We start from the raw sequence: 18,098 nt of genomic DNA, 5'->3' as shown, positions 1-18,098 counted from the left end.
CGGTTCAGGCGACGTCCTGCAGGCCGCGCCCTTTCAACAACGCCTCAACCCCCGGCATCCGGCCCCGGAAGGCGGTATAAAGCTCTTCGGCCGGGCGCGATCCGCCCGCCGACAGGATGAACCGTTCCAGACGTTCGGCGGTGGCCGGGTCGAACACATCGCCCGCTTCCTCAAACGCGGCGAAGGCATCGGCATCCATCACCTCGGACCACATATAGCTGTAATAGCCCGCAGAATAGCCGTCGCCCGCAAAGACATGGGCGAAATGCGGTGTGGCATGGCGCATCGCAATGGCATGGGGCATGCCGATTTCGGCCAGCACCTCGGCTTCGCGGGCGATGGGATCGGCGGGCGCCGCACCTTCATGGAAGGCCAGATCGACCAGGGCCGAGGCGACATATTCCACCGTGGCAAAGCCCTGGTCACAGGTCGCCGCCGCCAGAAGCCGGTCGCGCAGATCGGCGGGCATCGGCGCGCCGGTCTGCCAGTGACGGGCATGGCGGTCCAGCACCGCAGGCACGTCCAGCCAGTGTTCATAAAGCTGGCTGGGCAGTTCCACGAAATCGCGCGCCACCGACGTGCCCGAGATCAGCGGATAGGTCACATCCGACAGCATCTGATGCAGCGCATGGCCGAATTCGTGGAACAGGGTGCGCGCGTCATCATGGCTTAGCAACGTCGGCGCGCCCTTGGCAAAGTTGCAGACATTGACGACGATGGGGCGCACCTCGTCCCCCAGCTTGCGCTGCGCGCGCATCGCCGAACACCACGCGCCCGACCGCTTCGAACTGCGCGCAAAGTAGTCACCCAGGAACACCGCCATGTGCCGGCCCCGGCGGGTCACCTCCCAGCCGCGGACATCGGCGTGGTAGAACGGCCCCTCGATCGGCTGGAATTCCAGCCCGAACAGCCGGTTGGCCACGTCGAACATCGCGCCCAGCATCGCCTCCAGCGGCAGATAGGGCTTCAACGCGGTCTCATCCAGATCATGTTCGGCCTTGCGCCGCTTTTCCGCGTAATAGCGCCAGTCCCAGGGTTCCAGCACGCCATTGATGCCATCGGCATGCAACATCCGCGTCAACACCTGTGCATCGGCCAGCGCCTTGGCGCGGGCCGGTTCCCAGACCTGCATCAGCAGCGCGCGCACCCGGTCGGGCCCGCCGGCCATTTCAGGTTCCAGCTTGAAGGCGGCGAAACTGTCATAGCCCAGCAGACGCGCGCGTTCCGCCCGCAGCGCCAGGATTTCCGCCGCCAGCGCGCGGTTGTCGGTTTCGCCGCCATTGGCACCGCGCGCAGCCCAGGCCGCGCAGGCGATCTGACGCAGGTCACGGCGCGGGGAAAACTGCAGGAACGGCACGATCAGCGATCGGTTCAGCGTCAGCACTGGCCCCGGCGCACCCCGTTCCGCCCCCGCCGCGCGGGCGGCATCGACCACAAAATCAGGCAGGCCAGCCAGGTCTTCCTCGGCCAGCGGCCGGAACCATCCCCGCTCATCGGCCAAAAGGTTTTGCGTGAAGGCCGTGGACAGCACCGCGAGCCGTTCCTTGATCGCGGCCATCCGTTCCGCCGCCGCCCCTTGCAGCGCGGCACCGGCGCGGAGGAACATCTGGCGGTAAAGATCCAGCACGCGCGCCTCTTCGGGCGGCAGGGCAAGGGTGTCGCGGCTGGTCCACAGCGCCTCGATCCGCGCGAAAAGCGCACGGTTCATCGTGACCTCGGACGAAAAGGCCGCCATTTTCGGCGCCAGTTCGCGCATCAAGGCCTCACGCGCGGGGGTGCTGTCGGCCCCGGCAAGGTTGTAGAACACCCCCGCCACCCGGTCCAACGTCGCCTCAGCCAATTCCAGCGCCGCGATCGTATTGGCAAAGCTGGGCGGGGCGGGGTTTTCGGCAATCGCCGCGATCGCCGCGCGCGCCTGGGCCAGCCCCGCATCAAAGGCCGGGCCGAAATGGTCATCCGACAGGGCCGCGAACGGCGGCAGGCCAAAGGGCCCGGCCCAGTCTTGCAGCAGGGGATTGGTCATCACACTCTCCTCTCGCACAGGGCGGGCCTGTCAGCCCTTTGCCCCGCATACGGCGCAACCGGGGCGCGGCTTCACCGCGATCTGACGGCTTTCGCCCCAAAGCGCATCGTGAATCAGCAGCCGCCCGCGCAGCCCCTGGCCCGCGCCGGTGATTTCCTTGATCGCCTCGGTCGCCATCATCGCGCCCACCACGCCGGGCAGCGCGCCGACCACGCCGGCCTCGGCACAGGATGGTGCCAGGCCCGCAGCCGGCGCCTCTGGGAAGACACAGGCGAAACAGGGCGCACCGCGCGCCGGATCATAGACCGACAACTGCCCTTCCCATTGCGCGATGGCGCCCGCGATCAGCGGTTTGCCCGCCGCCACCGCCGCCGCATTCACCATATAGCGGGTGGTGAAATTGTCGGTCCCGTCCAGGATCAGGTCATATTCGGCGAACAGGGTGGGGGCATCGGCCCCGGACAGGCGGCGGTTGTAGGGACGCACCTCGATATAGGGATTAAGCGCCTTCATCTGCAGTTCGGCGGAAAACACCTTGGGCATGCCGATGCGCGCATCGGTATGGATCACCTGCCGCTGCAGGTTGGAATTGGACACAACGTCATCATCGATCACGCCCACCGTACCAACGCCCGCCGCCGCCAGATACAGCAGCACCGGCGAGCCAAGCCCCCCCGCGCCCACCACCAGAACCTTCGCACCCTTCAGGCGTTTCTGCCCCGGCCCGCCGATTTCGCGCAGCATGATGTGGCGGGCATAACGGTCCAGTTCCGCCGCGGAAAAGCTGGCCTTCGGCGGCGTGGCGACAACCGGGGTCGGCGCCGCACGCGCCTTCACAGCGGCCAGCACAAGCCGATAGACCCCCACCACCGCAAGGATCACCCCAAACACCAGCCAGGCCCGGAAATCCCCCCCGGTCAGCCGCGCAAGGGGGGGCAAGCCGCCCCAGGGCGCATGGACCCACAGGATCGCCAACCACCAGCCCCCGGCCACGGCCCAAAGCTGCCAGCGCGGTGGGCGTTTCCAGACGGCCAGCGCCCAGATCGCCGCAAATCCCAAAAGCCCGATCATGCCGTCCCCGTCGACCCAAAGCCGCCCGCACCCCGGGCGGTCTGTGCCAGATCACCGGCCAGTTCAAAGCGCGCCTGCACCACCGGCGCGATCACCGCCTGCGCGATGCGATCACCATGGGCCACGACAAAGGGCTCGGCCCCAAGGTTGATCAAAAGCACCCCCACGGGCCCGCGATAATCGGCGTCGATCGTGCCGGGGCTGTTGACCAGCCCGATGCCGTGCTTGAACGCCAGCCCCGAACGCGGGCGGATCTGCATCTCAAACCCCTCGGGGATTTCAACCCGCAGCCCGGTGGGGACAAGCGCGCGGGCCATCGGTGCCAGCACGATCCCGACCGCCCGATCCCCGGGGCACAGGTTGGCGCGCAGATCGGCCCCCGCAGCACCCACCGTTTCATAGGCGGGCAAGGCGATGGCGGGATCGGCCCAATCCTCGCGCATGATTTTCACAACCGTCACATCTGCCCCTTTCCCAATGATCCGTTGCCCGTCACGCCCCTGGCCCTAGCGATCCGCCAGCGCCTCGGCGATGCGTGCCGCAAGCCGGCGGGCGACATCGTCCTTGGCCATGCGCGGCCAGCTTTCCGACCCGTCGGGATAGATCAGCGTCACCGCATTTTCCGCCCCGCCCATGATCCCCGTGCCGGGGCTGACGTCATTGGCCACGATCCAGTCACATCCCTTGCGCGCGCGTTTCGCGGTCGCATGTGCCAGCACGTCATGGGTCTCGGCGGCAAAACCCACCACCAGCCCGGGCCTGCCCGCGCCCATCTGGCTGATCGTTGCCAGAATGTCGGGGTTTTCCGCGAATTCCAGCGCCGGCGCCTTGCCGGAACCGTCCTTCTTCATCTTCTGCCCGGCGGCATTGGCCACGCGCCAATCGGCCACGGCGGCGGCAAAGACCGCCGCATCTGCGGGCAGCGCGTCCTGCACGGCAGCCAGCATCTGCTGCGCGGTTTCCACGCGCACCACGGCCACGCCCGGCGGCGGGGGCACGGTGGCGGGGCCGGTGACAAAGGTCACCCGCGCGCCCAGATCGCGCAGCGCCGCCGCCAGCGCCGTGCCCTGCGCCCCGGACGATCGGTTGGCAATATAGCGCACCGGATCAATGGGTTCATGCGTCGGCCCCGAGGTCACCAACACATGACGCCCCGCCAGCGGCCCACCGCCCAGCGCCGCACCGATCGCGGCGCGAATCGTCTCGGGCTCGGCCATGCGGCCCGGGCCGAATTCGCCACAGGCCATCGCGCCCTCATCCGGGCCCACGACCATGATTCCGTCACCCTGCAGGGTGGCCAGGTTGCGCCGGGTCGCGGGATGGATCCACATCCGCACATTCATCGCAGGCGCCAGCAGCACCGGCTTGTCCGTTGCCATCAGAAGCGTCGAGGCCAGGTCATTGGCAAGCCCGGCCGCCATCTTGCCCATCAGATCGGCCGTCGCGGGCGCCACCACCACCAGATCGGCGCTGCGGCTAAGCTGGATATGGCCCATCTCGGCCTCTTCGGTCAGGTCGAACAGGTCCCGATGCACCTTTTCCCCCGCCAGGGCCGCAACGCTTAGCGGGGTCACGAATTCCTCGGCCGCGCGGGTCAGCACCGGCACGACACCCGCACCCGCGTCACGCAGCCGCCGGATCAGATCCAGCACCTTGTAGGCCGCAATACCGCCACCGATGATCAGGAGTATCTTCTTGCCCGCCAGCATCCCCGCCTCCTACGCCTTGCGCCACAAGCTTTAGGCCCCGGCACCGCCCCGCGCAAGTTAGCGCAGCGCCGCGCAGGGGTCTTCACGCGGGGTGGGCTCGGTCACGATCCACAGATCGAAGGGCTGAGGCCCGTCCGCCGGGGCCTCAACCTGACCCAGCGACAGAACGGAAACCTGCGGTGCGGCGCGCGCGATCATCGCCGGAACGCCACGATCGGTGCGCGCATGACCCGACCCGGTGATCACCGCCACCGGACCGCCGGTCTGTTCCAGCGCCTGAATCGCGGTGCGCGCAAAAGCGGCATCGCGCAGCCGCTGGGCGGCCACCATACCGGGCAGCATGTCGGCTGGCAGGGCATCGCAATGGGCGGCCATCTGCTCGGCCTCTTGCGCGGCCTGTTCAGCCTGGGGCAGGGGCTGATCCAGGCCATAGACGGGGGCGTCCGGGCCAAAGACCGCTGCGGCACCATCGGCCATGGCACGGCGCACCTCATCGCGCGGCAGGGCCGCGCCATGGATCACGGCCCCGGGGGCCGCGGTGAACAAAGGCGCATACATCGTGAAATCCGGCCAGCCCGAGGCGGCCCATTCCAGCGCCGCGCCCAAGCCCACCACATCCGCAAGCAGGTCCGGCGTCACGCGAGCGGCCTGTTCGGGGCTGAGCATCTCAAAGACGATGGCGCGCGGGGCAAGCGCGGCAAGGACCGTTGCCTGATTGGCGTGATGAGCGGGATTGTCGTGAACCTCGCCCAGCACCACGATATCGGCCTGCAGATCGCCCAGATCCTGGGGGCTGATCTGGGCGGCAAAAACAGGAACGGCGGCGCACAACAGGCAGGACGCAAGAAAAACTTTCATGAAAAGAATTGCTGCACGGCGTTGCCGTGACTTTCAAGGCTTTTGCGCATTTTGGTGAAGGCCTGAACCTCAAGCTGACGGATGCGTTCCTTGGACAGGCCCAGCTCCTCGCCCAGCGATTCCAGCGTGCGGGGATCATCGCGCAGGCGCCGTTGCGTCACGATGAACCTTTCACGCGGGGTCAGCCGGTCCATCGCCTCGCCAAGCCAGTCGCGCATCAACGCCATGTCATGGGTTTCGGCAACCGTATCCTCGGCCCGCGCGCCATCATCTTCCAGCGCCTCGATCCATTCGCGTCCCTCTTCATCCGAGGATTGCGTGGCATTGAGCGAAAAATCCGACCCGGCCAGCCGACCCTGCATCATCTCGACATCGGCCAGCGGCACGCCAATCGTCTCGGCCACGCGCTGACGCAACTGGGCACCATCCAGCGTCACCCCCTCGGCCTCGGCCTCGCGTTCCAGCTGGGCCTGCACCCGGCGCAGGTTGAAGAACAGGGCCTTTTGCGATGATGTCGATCCGGTGCGCACCATCGACCAGTTGCGCATCACGAAATCCTGTATGCTGGCCTTGATCCACCAGACCGCATAGGTGGAAAACCGTACGCCGCGATCGGGATCGAACTTGTCGGCTGCCTTCAGCAGGCCCAGGCTTGCTTCCTGGATCAGATCGTTCATCGGCGCGCCATAGCGGCGGAATTTCGACGCCATCGAGATCGCCAGCCGCATATAGGCCGACACCAGCCGCTGCATCGCCGCCACGTCACGCCGGTCGCGCCAGGCGCGGGCAAGTTCGATTTCCGTTTCCGCATCCAGAAGCTCTGCCCGCATCGCGCGGCGTGGCAGGGTTTCATCCGTCATTCCGTCGAGTGCCATCTGCAGTCTCCCAGGCCATTGCCCTTGCTGTTGGCGTGCTCTTCTTCAAACACTATGCCTGATACGGCGGGGTGAGTCTTGCAGATCACCGGGGTCTCACGGAAAAGTTCAATTTCGGATGTGGAATTGGCAGGGATCATGACCGGACCTGTGCCCGGATAACGGCGGCGGGCTGACTCTGGCGGTTTCCCCGATCGCCAACCCGTCAACGTTAACCTTTCGCTGTTAACCCTTCATCAACCAATCTTCCTCTATGCCTGACCCGAACACGGGGGGCGGAAAGATGGTGGCACGGGCCTATACGGTGGCCTTCGACGGCATAGAGGCCCGGCTGGTCGAGGTGCAATGCGCGCTCGCCCCCGGAATACCCGGCTTTGCCATCGTCGGCCTGCCCGACAAGGCCGTGTCCGAGGCGCGCGAACGTGTCCGCGCCGCCTTGGCCGCGCTTTCCATCGCGCTGCCATCCAGGAAGATCACCATCAACCTGTCGCCCGCCGATCTGCCGAAAGAAGGGTCGCATTTCGACCTGCCGATCGCGCTTGCGCTGCTGGCGGCGATCGACATCCTGCCCAAGGAAGAGGTGGAAGCCAGCGTCGCCATCGGCGAATTGTCGCTGGACGGGCGGTTGGTGGCGGTCGCGGGCGCCCTGCCCGCCGCCATGGCCGCCGCCGAGGAAGACCGCGCCCTGATCTGTCCTGCCGCCTGCGGCGCCGAGGCCGCATGGGTCGGCGCCGTCACGGTCTTTGCGCCGTCCTCTCTGACCGAAGCAATCCACCATTTCACCGGCCAGTCCCCCCTGCCCGCCGCCCGCCCCGGCGAAGTGACCGCCGCGCGCGCGCCCCGCGACCTGCGCGATGTGAAGGGCCAGGAAAAGGCCAGACGCGCGCTGGAAATCGCCGCGGCAGGGCGCCACCACCTGCTGATGATCGGCGCGCCGGGATCGGGCAAATCCATGCTGGCTGCCCGCCTGCCCGGCATCCTGCCCCCGCTGTCCCCCACCGAGGCGCTGGAAACCTCGATGATCCAGTCGTTGTCGGGCCTGATCCGCGAGGGCGGGATCTCACGCCTGCGCCCGTTCTGTGAACCCCATCACACCGCCTCGATGGCGGCGATCGTCGGCGGTGGTCGCGGCGCCAAACCGGGCGAGATAAGCCTGGCCCATAACGGCGTTCTGTTCATGGACGAATTTCCCGAATTCCCGCGCGCCGTGCTGGAAACGCTGCGCCAACCGATCGAAACGGGCGAGGTCGTCGTCGCCCGCGCGAATGCCCATGTGCGATATCCCTGCCGCTTTCTGCTTGTGGCTGCGGCAAACCCCTGCAAATGCGGCCATCTGGGGGATGCCTCGCGCGCCTGTGCGCGGGCGCCAACCTGCGGCGAAGATTATCTGGGGCGAATTTCGGGGCCACTGATGGATCGGTTCGACCTGCGCATCGAGGTGCCGCCCGTCGCCTACGCCGACCTGGACCTGCCCGCAACGGGCGAGGATTCCGCCACGGTCGCCGCCCGCGTCCAGGCGGCACGCAGTCGGCAGGCCGAACGCTTTGCCAATCTGCCCGGCATCCACGTCAACGCCGAGGCCGAGGGCAGTCTGCTGGAACAGATCGCCACCCCCGATGCCGAAGGCCGGGCCCTGCTAAGCCGGGTGGCCGAACGGTTCGGCCTGTCCGCACGCGGCTATCACCGGGTGCTGCGCGTCGCGCGCACCATCGCCGATCTGGACGGCTCGGAAACCGTCCGCACACCCCATGTGGCCGAGGCCGTCGCCTACCGGCTCAGCCTGCGGGCCGGGCAATGATCAGGCGCGCTTGGCCTCGATCACCTGCCAGATCTTTTCCGCGACATTGACCCCGTCAAAACGCTCCAGCTCCTGAATCCCGGTGGGCGAGGTCAGGTTGATTTCGGTCAGCCAATCGCCAATCACATCGATCCCCACGAAAACCTGGCCCTTCTCGCGCAGCAGCGGACCGATTGCGGCACAGATTTCACGGTCACGCGCGGTCAGGCCGATCTTTTCGGGCCGACCGCCGACATGCATGTTGGATCGCGTCTCTCCCTCTGCGGGCACGCGGTTGATCGCGCCCACCGGCTCGCCGTTCACCAGAATGATCCGCTTGTCGCCCTTGCTGACCGCCGGAATGTATTTTTGCGCGATCAACGGTTCATTGTTGATGCCAATGAACAGTTCATGCAGCGAGGCAAGGTTGCGATCATTCGGGTCAAGCCGGAACACGCCCGCGCCGCCATTGCCGTAAAGCGGCTTGAGGATGATGTCGCCATGCCGCGCCTTGAAATCGCGAATCGTGTTCAGATCGCGTGCGATCAGGGTGGGCGGGGTAAGTTCAGGGAAGTTCAGGACCAGAAGTTTCTCGGGATAGTTCCGCACCCAGAATGGATCGTTTACCACCAGGGTGCGCGGATGGATGCGGTCAAGGATGTGGGTCGTGGTGATATAGCCCATGTCGAAGGGCGGATCCTGCCGGAGCCAGACCACATCGTAATCGGCAAGATCCACCTCGACCTCATCACCCAGCGTAAAGTGATTGCCCTTCTCTCGCCGCAGTGTCAGCGGCCAGCCGCGCGCCAGAACACGTCCCTCACGATAAGACAGCCGCCCGGGCGTGTAATAGAACAGCGTATGACCGCGCTCTTGTGCCTCAAGGGCAATGCGGAAGGTACTGTCGGCGTCAATATTGATCGCGCCGATCGGGTCCATCTGGATCGCAACTTTCAAGGCCATCTGCGCCCCCTTTCGTTGCGCTCTTGATGGCCCAGCGCAGCGCGTAACGCAATGTCCCGTCAGCCTGCAGCGAACGCATTTTCCACGATGTCGATCCGCCCGATGGCATCTACAAGCGCCACATCAAAGCGTACTTCGGTCAACTGACCCATCGGTTCCTTGCCAATGAATTCCGCCGCAGAGGCGTGAATGCGACCCATCTGACGCGGCGAAATCCGTGCCGCGGCCTGGGCATGGGTCCTGGCTTTCTTCACCTCGATGAACACGATCCGGGCGCCCTCCCGGGCGATCAGATCGACTTCGCCCCCGAAACGCCCGCGCCAGCGGGTCGCGGCAATACGCCGTCCGGTATTGACATAATGGGCCGCCACCTGGGCCTCGGCCGCAAGACCGGCATGATAGGATACAGCACCCGACATCACTTTCTCTCCAGCGCAAGCGCCCTTTGGTAAACCTCGCGCCGGGGCAGGCCCAGCGTTTCGGCCACCTCTGCGGCGGCATCTTTCACACTCATCCGCGCCAGGCGTTCCGACAGGGCCTGATCGACATCCTCGACACTTGCCCGGCGCCCCCGCGCGCGATCGACCAGGACCACGATCTCCCCCTTGACCGGCTGCCCGGCGAAGGTTTCAGCCAATTCCCGCAAGCTGCCACGCCGCACCTCTTCGAACCGTTTCGTCAATTCCCGGCAGACCGCCGCCTCTCTTTCTTCTCCGAACTCTGCCACAAGGGCGTCTAACAATTCGCTAACGCGCTTGGGCGATTCATAAAACACAAGTGTCGCGGGCACATTTGCGAATTCGCGCAGCCATTTGCGACGGGCACTGTCGGTATTGGGCGCGAACCCTGCGAACAGGAACCGGTCCGTGGGCAGGCCCGAAACCGTCAGCGCGGCCAGCACCGCCGAGGGCCCCGGCGCGGCCAGCACGGGATGACCAGCCGCGATCGCCGCCCGTGCCAGCTGAAATCCCGGGTCGGCCACCAGTGGGGTTCCCGCCTCCGATGCATAGGCTATGCTTTTCCCCTCGGCCAGCGCGCGCAACAGCTTGGGGCGCGCCACCTCGCCGTTGTGATCGTGATAGGCGATCAGCGGGCGGTTGTTCAGCGCGACGCCATGGATCTCCATCAAATGGCGCAGGGTGCGCGTATCCTCGGCGGCGATCACATCGGCCTGCGCCAGGATGTCCAGCGCGCGCAGCGTGATGTCGCGGGCCGCCCCGATCGGGGTTGCAATGAAATGAAGTCCCGGGGCCAGTGCGCCCGGCGGGGTTCCGCCGGAATGCCGCGTCTGCAGCGCCATGTTGATCTTCCTCGCCCCTGCCAAGTTTACTTGTCTTCGGGAAACGCTTACGGTTTTCCGATATTGCCTGCCGATCCATCACCAGAGGATAGCTTCATGTTTGCCCTTTTGCGCGCCCCCCGCAAGCCCCTGATGCGAATCACGGCCCTGATGTCAGCGTTCTGGCTGGCCGCCTGTGAACCCGTCTCGACTGCCGGCGGCAATGCCGGCCAGCGGATCGAGCCGGGCGCAGCCGTGCAGGTGGCGCTGCTGGTCCCCGCCGGATCGGGCACCACGGGCGAAGAGACGATCGCCCGGTCGCTGCGTCAGGCCGCGGAAATGGCGATTGCCGATTTGCAGGGGGTCGACATCGACCTGCGCGTCTACAACACCGGCGGCAACGCCGCGCAGGCCGCGCAGGTCGCCACGCGTGCCGTGGATGAGGGGGCGAAGATCATCCTTGGCCCGGTCTTTGCCGAAGCCGCGAATGCCGTGGGCCTTGCCGTGGCGCAGCGCAACGTGAATGTGCTGTCCTTCTCGAACAACAGCGATATTGCCGGCGGCAATGTCTTTGTCCTGGGTCCGACCTTCCCCAACACCGCCGAACGGCTGGTGTCCTATGCCGCATCCAAGGGCAAGCGGCGGATCATGCTGGTGCATGAACAGACCCCGGCCGGCGAAATCGGCGCCCGCGCGATCGAGGGCGCGATCGCGCGGTCTGGTGCGACGCTGGCGGGCAAGGCGGGCTATCCGTTTTCGCAGCAGGGCGTGATCGGCGCGGTGCCGGGCATCGCATCGCGGGTCAAGGCGGGCGACGTGGATGCGCTGTTCCTGACGGCCGACACCGCGGGCGCGCTGCCGCTGCTGACGCAGATGCTGTCCGAACAGGGCGTTGACCCGGCAGGGACCAAGTTCATTGGCCTGACACGGTGGGACATTCCGCCCGCGACGCTGGCGCTTCCGGGCGTTCAGGGCGGCTGGTTCGCCCTGCCCGATCCGGCGCTGAACCAGCAATTCCAGTCGCGCTTCCAGGCCGCCTATGGTGAACCGCCGCATCCGATCGCGGGCCTTGCCTATGACGGGATTGCCGCGATCGGCGCGCTGGCGCGGTCGGGCCGCCCCGATGCGCTGACCCGTGCGGGGCTGACCCAGGGGTCCGGTTTTGCCGGTGTCAGCGGTGTGTTCCGCCTGCGCCCCGATGGCACCAATGAACGCGGCCTTGCCGTGGCCGAGGTGCGTAACGGCCAGGTCAGCGTGATCGATCCGGCCCCGCGCAGCTTCCGGGGCGCCGGGTTCTGACCCCGGCCCCCCGATCCGCGCCCGGCCCGCAAGCAAGGCCAGATTCAGGAAGTGACACCGACGTGACCGACACAACCGCCTTCGCCCCGGCCGATGCCGGGGCGCCCCTGCTTCTGGATCAAAGCGCGCTGGATGAGGCGATCGATGCCGCCATCGCAGGGCTGACCGACGACCGTGACATCCGCGCCGCCACGGTCAGATTCCTGGCCCAGGCCCGCGAAGAGGCCGCCGCCACGGTCGAGGCCGAATTTGCCACCCATCCCCGCGCCGCGCGCGACACGGTGCGCGCCTATGCGACACTGACCGACGGGATCGTGCGCGCGATCCTGCGCGTGGCGCTGACGGTACTGCACCCGCTGCCCACCCCCACCGAGGGCGAACAGATCGCTCTGGTTGCCGTGGGCGGCTATGGCCGGGCCGAAATGGCGCCGGGGTCCGATGTGGACCTGCTGTTCCTGACCCCCTGGAAGATCACGCCCTGGGCCGAAAGCGTCATCGAAAGCATGCTTTACATGCTGTGGGACCTGAAGCTGAAGGTTGGCCATGCCGCGCGCACGGTCGAAGATTGCATCCGCCTTGGGCGTGAGGATTACACGATCCGCACCGCGCTGCTGGAACACCGCTTCATCGGCGGGCAGCGATCGCTGGCCGAAGACCTGGGCGAACGGCTGCGCACCGACCTGTTCCGCGGCACCGGGGCCGAATTCATCGAAGCCAAGCTGATCGAGCGCGCCGAACGCCACAAACGCCAGGGTGGCCAGCGTTATGTGCTGGAACCCAACGTGAAAGAGGGCAAGGGCGGGCTGCGCGACCTGCAGACGCTGTACTGGATCGCTAAATACATCCACCAGGTCGACAAGGCCGCCGAACTGGTCGCGCTGGGCGTTTTCACGCGTGAGGAATACGAACATTTCCGCGGGGCCGAGGATTTCCTGTGGGCGGTGCGCTGCCATCTGCACCTGATCGCGCGGCGCGCATCCGATCAGTTGACCTTCGACATGCAGGTCGAGGTGGCCCGCCGTATGGGCTATGAAGACATGACCGGCCGGCGCGGCGTGGAAATCTTCATGCAGGACTATTTCCGCCACGCCACCCGCGTGGGCGAGGTCACCCGCATTTTCCTGACCGAGCTGGAGGCCCGTCACGTCAAGCGCGCACCGATGCTGGAACGCATCTTCCGTCGCCGGCGCAAGCTGAAAGGGCCCTGGCTCGACGACAACAACCGCATCAGCGTGGCCGATCCGCAGGCTTTCCTGACCGCCCCGCTGAACCTGTTGCGGCTGTTCGAGGAAGCCCTGCGCACCGGAATGCTGATCCACCCCAAGGCGATGCGGCTTGTGGCGGCGAACCTGGACCTGATCGACGACACATTGCGCGAAGACCGCGAGGCCACGCGCATCTTTCTGGATCTGCTGCTGAAACACGGCAACCCCGAACGCGCGCTGCGGCGGATGAACGAACTGGGCGTGCTGGCCGCCTTCATCCCGGAATTTGAGCCGATCGTGGCGATGATGCAGTTCAACGTCTATCACCACTACACGGTGGACGAGCACACTATCCAGTGCATTTCCACCCTGGCGCAGATTGAACGGGGCGAACTGGTCGAGGAACTGCCGGTCTCATCCCACATCCTGAAGGCGGGGGTAAACCGCCGGGTGCTTTATGTGGCGCTGCTGCTGCATGACATCGGCAAGGGCCGCCCCGAGGATCACGCCATCCTGGGTGCCCAGATCGCGCGCAAGGTCGCCCCGCGGCTGGGCCTGTCGCCAGAGGAATGTGAAACGGTGGAATGGCTGGTGCGCTATCACCTGCTGATGTCCGACGTGGCGCAGAAACGCGACCTGTCAGACCCGCGAACGCTGCGCGATTTCGCCAAGGCGGTAAAAACGAAAAGGCGGCTGGATCTGCTGACGGTTCTGACGGTCTGCGACATTCGCGGCGTGGGCCCCGGCACCTGGAACAACTGGAAAGCGATGCTTTTGCGCCGCCTTCATGCCGAAACCGCCGAGATGCTGGAAAACGGGCTTGAGGCGATCAATCGCGACAAGCGCGAAAGCGAATCCAAGCGCGCCCTGCGCGAGGCGCTGGCCGACTGGGACCAGCGCGAGGTGCGGGCTGAACTGGCACGCCATTACGCGCCCTACTGGCAGGGGCTGACCACGGCGACGCAGGTGGTATTTGCCCATCTGCTGCGCGGCATTGGCGATGACGAAATCCGCATCGACCTGCATCCCGACCCCGATCACGATGCCACGCGCGCGGCCTTTGCTCTGGCGGATCATCCGGGCATCTTTTCGCGCCTTGCGGGCGCGCTGGCGCTGGTGGGGGCCAATGTGGTGGATGCGCGCACCTATACCTCAAAGGACGGCTATGCCACCGCCGTCTTCTGGGTGCAGGATACCGAGGGCCACCCCTATGAGGCCGACAAGCTGCCCCGCCTGCGCCAGATGATCGAAAAGACGCTGAGGGGCGAAGTCGTGGCGCGTGACGCGCTGATCGACCGCGACAAGATCAAGAAGCGCGAACGCGAATTCCGCTTTCCCACCCATATCACCTTCGACAATGAAGGATCGGAAATCTACACGATCATCGAGGTCGACACCCGCGACCGCCCCGGCCTGCTGTATGATCTGACGCGGACACTGGCAGCCAACAACATCTACATCGCCAGCGCCGTGATCGCGACCTTCGGCGCGCAGGTGGTGGATGCCTTCTACGTCAAGGACATGTTCGGCCTGAAGCTGCATGCCAGGGCCAAGCAAGAGGCGCTGGACAAGAAGCTGCGCGAGGCGATCCGGGCGGGCGCGGAAAGGGCCGGACGCTGATGGCGCCGATCCGGCTGATGCGCGGTTTCCTGACGGTGGGCAGCTGGACGCTGGTCAGCCGGGTGGTGGGCTTTGTCCGCGATGTGATGATGGCGGCCTATCTGGGCGCGGGCCCGGTGGCCGAGGCTTTTCTGATCGCCTTTTCCCTGCCCAACATGTTCCGCCGCTTTTTCGCCGAAGGCGCGTTCAACATGGCCTTCGTGCCGATCTTTTCCAAAAAGCTGGAATCGGGCGAGGATGCCAGGGACTTTGCGCAGGATGCCTTCGCGGGCCTGTCGGCGGTGCTGATCGGCTTTACCGTTCTGGGCACGCTGGCGATGCCGGGGCTGGTGTGGCTGATGGCGTCGGGCTTTGCGGGCGATGCGCGGTTCGACATGGCGGTTCTGTTCGGGCGGATCGCCTTTTCCTACATCCTGTTCATCAGCCTCGTGGCGTTGCTGTCGGGGGTGCTGAACGCCTTTGGCCGGTTCACCGAGGCGTCCTTTGTGCCGGTGCTGATGAACCTGATGTTCATCGCCGCCATGTGGACCGGCGCACAGGCGGGCTGGGACATGGGGCTGACGCTGGCCTGGACCGTGCCGCTGACGGGCATCGCGCAGCTGGCTTTCACCTGGTTTTCCGCGCGCCGTCTTGGCTATGGCCTGCGGCCGGGCTGGCCCCGGATGACGCCGGATCTGAAGCGGCTTCTGATCATCGCGGGGCCGGCGGTTCTGGCGGGTGGCGTGGTGCAGATCAACCTGCTGGTGGGGCGGCAGGTCGCCTCTTTCACCGAAGGGGCGGTGGCCTGGCTGTCCTATGCCGACCGGCTGTATCAGCTGCCGCTGGGCGTGGTGGGCATTGCGATCGGCACGGTCCTGCTGCCCGCGCTGTCGCGCCAGCTGCGCGCGGGCGATGCGGTGGCGGGGCGGGAAAGTTTCTCGCGCGGGGCGGAATTCGCGCTGTTCCTGACCGTTCCGGCGGCAGTGGCGCTTGTGGTGATCGCAACGCCGCTGATCTCGGTCCTGTATGACCGGGGCGTCTGGACGGCGGCCGATACCAGCGCCACCGCGCTGGCGCTGGCGGCCTATGGGCTGGGCCTGCCCGCCTTCGTTCTGCAAAAGGTGCTGCAGCCGCTATACTATGCGCGCGAAGATACCCGGCGCCCGTTCCTGTATGCGGTGGGGTCGATGATCGTGAACGCGGGCTTTGCGGTGGGCATGATGCCGGTGATGGGGTTCATGGCGGCGGCCCTGGCGACCAGCGTTTCGGGCTGGGTGATGGTGGCGCAGCTGTGGTTCGGCGCGCGGCGGATGGGCGATGCGGCGCGACCCGATGCGCGGTTCTGGTCGCGGCTGTGGCGTATCCTTGCGGCCTCGGCGGTGATGGGGCTGGCACTTTGGGCGCTGGCGGGCGCGATGGCGGCGGCGCTGGTCGCGCCCGGATCGCGCTATCTGGCGCTGGCGGTTTTGTGCCTGGCCGGGATGACGGTCTATTTCGGCCTTGGCGCGCTGATCGGGGCTTATCGCGCGACCGATCTGATGCGGCTCTTGCGCCGCCGGGGCTAGGTCATCGCTGGCGCAGCCGCTGCAGCGCACGCCGCCAGCCACCCGGCGCCACCAGAAATGACAGGCCAAAACCCGTGGCAAACCCCACCAGTTCCGCGATCCAGTCGGGGCTGGTGCCGAACAACAGGCCAAAGATCAGCTGGATCCCCAGCAAAAAGCCGATCAGCGTGAAGGCGCGGGCCCGGTTGTCATGGCTTTGGCCCAGCCGGGTCCAGAGGATCCAGGTGAAGGCGCCCACCAGCCCATAGACCGCCGGATAGCCGCCATAGATCGGCGCGGTCATACCCGGCACCAGCGCATAGGCCACCGCCCCCGCGACGGCCCCGCCGAAAAAGACCGCCAGAACGGCGGGCAGGGAAAACAGCTCGCCTACCATCTTGCCAAGGGCCAGGATGAAGACCAGCACCATCAGCGCGTGGGTCAGCGAGGCATGGACAAAGGAATAGGCCAGGATGCGCGCCAGATGGTTCACGGGCCAGATGCCCTGATCGATCATCGCCCGGAAAATGTCGGGCGCGAAGGCAAATCGCTGCAACGCATCCAGCCGCCAGCCGCGCGCCAGTTCCCCCGCAAACCCCGCCTGCCCCAGCCCGAAGGCCAGTTCCCCCGCAAGGATCGGCAGCGCCAGCAGCCAGACCACTGGCGGCAACGGATTGATCGGATGTTCGTCAAAGCCCTCGCGCATCGGCATACTCCCAAAGCCGGGGTCCGGTTGACGCCCCGCGCGCTTTAGCGATAAGCGAGCGGGGAACAGATTTCCAGCCCGCCGGATCGGAGCGTGACCATGACCGCCGAAGCCCAGACCCCCAATGCCGCCTTCAAACCCCGGATCTTTTCCGGCATTCAGCCCTCGGGCGGGTTGACGCTGGGCAACTATCTGGGCGCGCTGAAGCGGTTCGCCGAAAAGCAGGACGAGGGGATCGAGACGATCTATTGCCTGGTGGACCTGCACGCGATCACCGTCTGGCAGGACCCCGAGGCGCTGCGCCGCCAGACGCGTGAGGCGGCGGCGGGCTTCATCGCCGCGGGCGTGGATCCGTCGCGGTCCATCCTGTTCAATCAAAGCCAGGTCGGCGCGCATGCGGAACTGGGATGGCTGTTCAACTGCGTGGCGCGTCTGGGCTGGATGAACCGGATGACGCAGTTCAAGGACAAGGCCGGCAAGAACACCGAACATGTGAGCCTTGGGCTTTATGCCTATCCCTCGCTGATGGCTGCGGACATCCTGCTGTATCACGCGACCCAGGTGCCGGTGGGCGAGGATCAGAAACAGCATGTGGAACTGACCCGCGACATCGCGGCCAAGTTCAACCACGACTACAAGGTCGATTTCTTCCCGATCCCCGAGCCGGTGATCGAAGGCGCCGCGACCCGGGTCATGAGCCTGCGCGACGGCACCAAGAAGATGTCGAAATCCGACCCTTCGGATGCCAGCCGGATCAACCTGACCGATGATGCCGATGCGATCGCGAAAAAGATCCGCAAGGCCAAGACCGACCCCGAGCCCCTGCCCGACACGCTGGAAGGCCTGAAGGACCGCCCCGAGGCGCGCAATCTGGTCAACATATATGCCGCCCTGGCCGGGCATGCGCCCGAGCAGGTGATCACCGATTTCGCAGGCGCCCAGTTCGGCACCTTCAAGCCCGCGCTGGCCGATCTGGCCGTGGCCAAGCTGGAACCGATCAGCCTTGAGATGAAGCGCCTGGCGGCCGACCCGGCCGAGATCGACCGGATCCTGGGCGAAGGTGCCGCGCGCGCCGATGCGATCGCCCGGCCGATCCTGGAACGGACCTATGAGATCATGGGGATGGTGCGGTCGCGCTGAGCCGCGCGGCGGGGGCGCTGCCCCCGCACCCCCGAGGTATTTCGGGCAAG

At 66.3% G+C, this 18,098-nt stretch carries 15 protein-coding genes; 5 read left to right on the top strand and 10 right to left on the bottom strand.

Translation table 11 applies throughout. The annotated features are described in order from the left end of the window. Positions 1-4 precede the first annotated feature (4 nt). The 6 genes from ACK8OU_RS05950 to ACK8OU_RS05925 all read right to left on the bottom strand — a co-directional run bounded on the left by ACK8OU_RS05950 (position 5) and on the right by ACK8OU_RS05925 (position 6,536). A complete protein-coding gene (locus ACK8OU_RS05950) occupies positions 5-2,023 on the bottom strand; it encodes a M3 family metallopeptidase (RefSeq protein WP_410302445.1) in 2,019 nt (672 codons plus the stop codon). A gap of 30 nt (positions 2,024-2,053) precedes the next feature. Further along, the gene (locus ACK8OU_RS05945; protein WP_410302444.1) at positions 2,054-3,094 is read right to left on the bottom strand and encodes a HesA/MoeB/ThiF family protein; all 1,041 of its coding nucleotides are present in this window, start codon (positions 3,092-3,094) and stop codon (positions 2,054-2,056) included. Continuing rightward, positions 3,091-3,537 (bottom strand): dUTP diphosphatase, encoded by a 447-nt coding sequence (gene dut, locus ACK8OU_RS05940; protein ID WP_410302470.1) that lies wholly within the window; start codon positions 3,535-3,537, stop codon positions 3,091-3,093. Before dut ends, ACK8OU_RS05945 begins: the two co-directional genes overlap by 4 nt. Positions 3,538-3,600: 63 nt before the next feature. Then, complete coding sequence (coaBC, locus tag ACK8OU_RS05935; protein ID WP_410302443.1) at positions 3,601-4,803, bottom strand: bifunctional phosphopantothenoylcysteine decarboxylase/phosphopantothenate--cysteine ligase CoaBC; 1,203 nt, start codon at positions 4,801-4,803, stop codon at positions 3,601-3,603. Positions 4,804-4,860: 57 nt separating this feature from the next. Then, positions 4,861-5,661 (bottom strand): ChaN family lipoprotein, encoded by an 801-nt coding sequence (locus ACK8OU_RS05930; RefSeq protein ID WP_410302442.1) that lies wholly within the window; start codon positions 5,659-5,661, stop codon positions 4,861-4,863. Beyond that, positions 5,658-6,536 carry an RNA polymerase factor sigma-32 gene (locus tag ACK8OU_RS05925; RefSeq protein ID WP_410302441.1) on the bottom strand — a complete coding sequence of 293 codons (879 nt, stop codon included), beginning with the start codon at positions 6,534-6,536 and terminating at the stop codon, positions 5,658-5,660. The genes ACK8OU_RS05930 and ACK8OU_RS05925 overlap by 4 nt, the downstream gene beginning before the upstream one ends. A 283-nt stretch (positions 6,537-6,819) precedes the next feature. Here ACK8OU_RS05925 and ACK8OU_RS05920 point away from each other — a divergent pair, with 283 nt between their 5' ends. After that, positions 6,820-8,334, top strand: coding sequence for a YifB family Mg chelatase-like AAA ATPase (locus ACK8OU_RS05920; RefSeq protein ID WP_410302469.1), 1,515 nt, complete (start codon positions 6,820-6,822; stop codon positions 8,332-8,334). On the opposite strand, the gene gshB is transcribed toward ACK8OU_RS05920, so the two are convergent. The 3 genes from gshB to rsmI are packed head-to-tail and all read right to left on the bottom strand — an operon-like array spanning position 8,335 to position 10,576. Further along, positions 8,335-9,276: a glutathione synthase gene (gene gshB / locus ACK8OU_RS05915; RefSeq protein WP_410302440.1), complete on the bottom strand. Its 942-nt coding sequence runs from the start codon at positions 9,274-9,276 to the stop codon at positions 8,335-8,337. 59 nt (positions 9,277-9,335) lie between these two features. After that, entirely contained in the window at positions 9,336-9,695 is a 360-nt protein-coding gene (locus ACK8OU_RS05910) for a YraN family protein (protein WP_410302439.1), read from the bottom strand. Next, complete coding sequence (gene rsmI, locus ACK8OU_RS05905) at positions 9,695-10,576, bottom strand: 16S rRNA (cytidine(1402)-2'-O)-methyltransferase (protein WP_410302438.1); 882 nt, start codon at positions 10,574-10,576, stop codon at positions 9,695-9,697. The genes ACK8OU_RS05910 and rsmI overlap by 1 nt, the downstream gene beginning before the upstream one ends. Positions 10,577-10,672: 96 nt before the next feature. Between rsmI and ACK8OU_RS05900 the strand changes: the two genes are divergently transcribed. From ACK8OU_RS05900 to murJ, 3 genes are all read left to right on the top strand, one after another. Then, positions 10,673-11,854, top strand: a complete 1,182-nt coding sequence (locus tag ACK8OU_RS05900) for a penicillin-binding protein activator (RefSeq protein ID WP_410302437.1) — start codon at positions 10,673-10,675, stop codon at positions 11,852-11,854. A gap of 62 nt (positions 11,855-11,916) precedes the next feature. Continuing rightward, positions 11,917-14,679 carry a [protein-PII] uridylyltransferase gene (locus ACK8OU_RS05895; RefSeq protein ID WP_410302436.1) on the top strand — a complete coding sequence of 921 codons (2,763 nt, stop codon included), beginning with the start codon at positions 11,917-11,919 and terminating at the stop codon, positions 14,677-14,679. Further along, positions 14,679-16,223, top strand: a complete 1,545-nt coding sequence (gene murJ / locus ACK8OU_RS05890) for a murein biosynthesis integral membrane protein MurJ (protein WP_410302435.1) — start codon at positions 14,679-14,681, stop codon at positions 16,221-16,223. Before ACK8OU_RS05895 ends, murJ begins: the two co-directional genes overlap by 1 nt. A 1-nt stretch (position 16,224) precedes the next feature. Here the strand turns inward: murJ and ACK8OU_RS05885 are convergent, their stop codons facing one another. After that, positions 16,225-16,908 carry a rhomboid family intramembrane serine protease gene (locus ACK8OU_RS05885; protein WP_410302434.1) on the bottom strand — a complete coding sequence of 228 codons (684 nt, stop codon included), beginning with the start codon at positions 16,906-16,908 and terminating at the stop codon, positions 16,225-16,227. A 99-nt stretch (positions 16,909-17,007) separates the two neighbouring features. On the opposite strand from ACK8OU_RS05885, the gene trpS reads away from it, so the two are divergent. Beyond that, positions 17,008-18,048, top strand: a complete 1,041-nt coding sequence (gene trpS / locus ACK8OU_RS05880; RefSeq protein WP_410302433.1) for a tryptophan--tRNA ligase — start codon at positions 17,008-17,010, stop codon at positions 18,046-18,048. Positions 18,049-18,098: the final 50 nt, after the last annotated feature.

Source organism: Pontitalea aquivivens (assembly GCF_046507575.1).
GTDB classification, from domain to species: domain Bacteria; phylum Pseudomonadota; class Alphaproteobacteria; order Rhodobacterales; family Rhodobacteraceae; genus Pontitalea; species Pontitalea aquivivens.
Note: the sequence above shows the minus strand (reverse complement) of the source record. Positions and strands in the feature narration are given on the sequence as shown.

What these genes read in the sequence shown, in the direction of transcription:
- rsmI (WP_410302438.1), bottom strand. Translation starts at nt 10,576, where the DNA reads ATGGCGCTGCAGACGCGGCATTCCGGCGGAACCCCGCCGGGCGCACTG.
- trpS (WP_410302433.1), top strand. Translation starts at nt 17,008, where the DNA reads ATGACCGCCGAAGCCCAGACCCCCAATGCCGCCTTCAAACCCCGGATC.
- ACK8OU_RS05950 (WP_410302445.1), bottom strand. Translation starts at nt 2,023, where the DNA reads ATGACCAATCCCCTGCTGCAAGACTGGGCCGGGCCCTTTGGCCTGCCG.
- dut (WP_410302470.1), bottom strand. Translation starts at nt 3,537, where the DNA reads ATGCGCGAGGATTGGGCCGATCCCGCCATCGCCTTGCCCGCCTATGAA.
- murJ (WP_410302435.1), top strand. Translation starts at nt 14,679, where the DNA reads ATGGCGCCGATCCGGCTGATGCGCGGTTTCCTGACGGTGGGCAGCTGG.
- ACK8OU_RS05900 (WP_410302437.1), top strand. Translation starts at nt 10,673, where the DNA reads ATGTTTGCCCTTTTGCGCGCCCCCCGCAAGCCCCTGATGCGAATCACG.
- gshB (WP_410302440.1), bottom strand. Translation starts at nt 9,276, where the DNA reads ATGGCCTTGAAAGTTGCGATCCAGATGGACCCGATCGGCGCGATCAAT.
- ACK8OU_RS05945 (WP_410302444.1), bottom strand. Translation starts at nt 3,094, where the DNA reads ATGATCGGGCTTTTGGGATTTGCGGCGATCTGGGCGCTGGCCGTCTGG.
- ACK8OU_RS05925 (WP_410302441.1), bottom strand. Translation starts at nt 6,536, where the DNA reads ATGGCACTCGACGGAATGACGGATGAAACCCTGCCACGCCGCGCGATG.
- ACK8OU_RS05930 (WP_410302442.1), bottom strand. Translation starts at nt 5,661, where the DNA reads ATGAAAGTTTTTCTTGCGTCCTGCCTGTTGTGCGCCGCCGTTCCTGTT.
- ACK8OU_RS05920 (WP_410302469.1), top strand. Translation starts at nt 6,820, where the DNA reads ATGGTGGCACGGGCCTATACGGTGGCCTTCGACGGCATAGAGGCCCGG.
- coaBC (WP_410302443.1), bottom strand. Translation starts at nt 4,803, where the DNA reads ATGCTGGCGGGCAAGAAGATACTCCTGATCATCGGTGGCGGTATTGCG.
- ACK8OU_RS05885 (WP_410302434.1), bottom strand. Translation starts at nt 16,908, where the DNA reads ATGCGCGAGGGCTTTGACGAACATCCGATCAATCCGTTGCCGCCAGTG.
- ACK8OU_RS05910 (WP_410302439.1), bottom strand. Translation starts at nt 9,695, where the DNA reads ATGTCGGGTGCTGTATCCTATCATGCCGGTCTTGCGGCCGAGGCCCAG.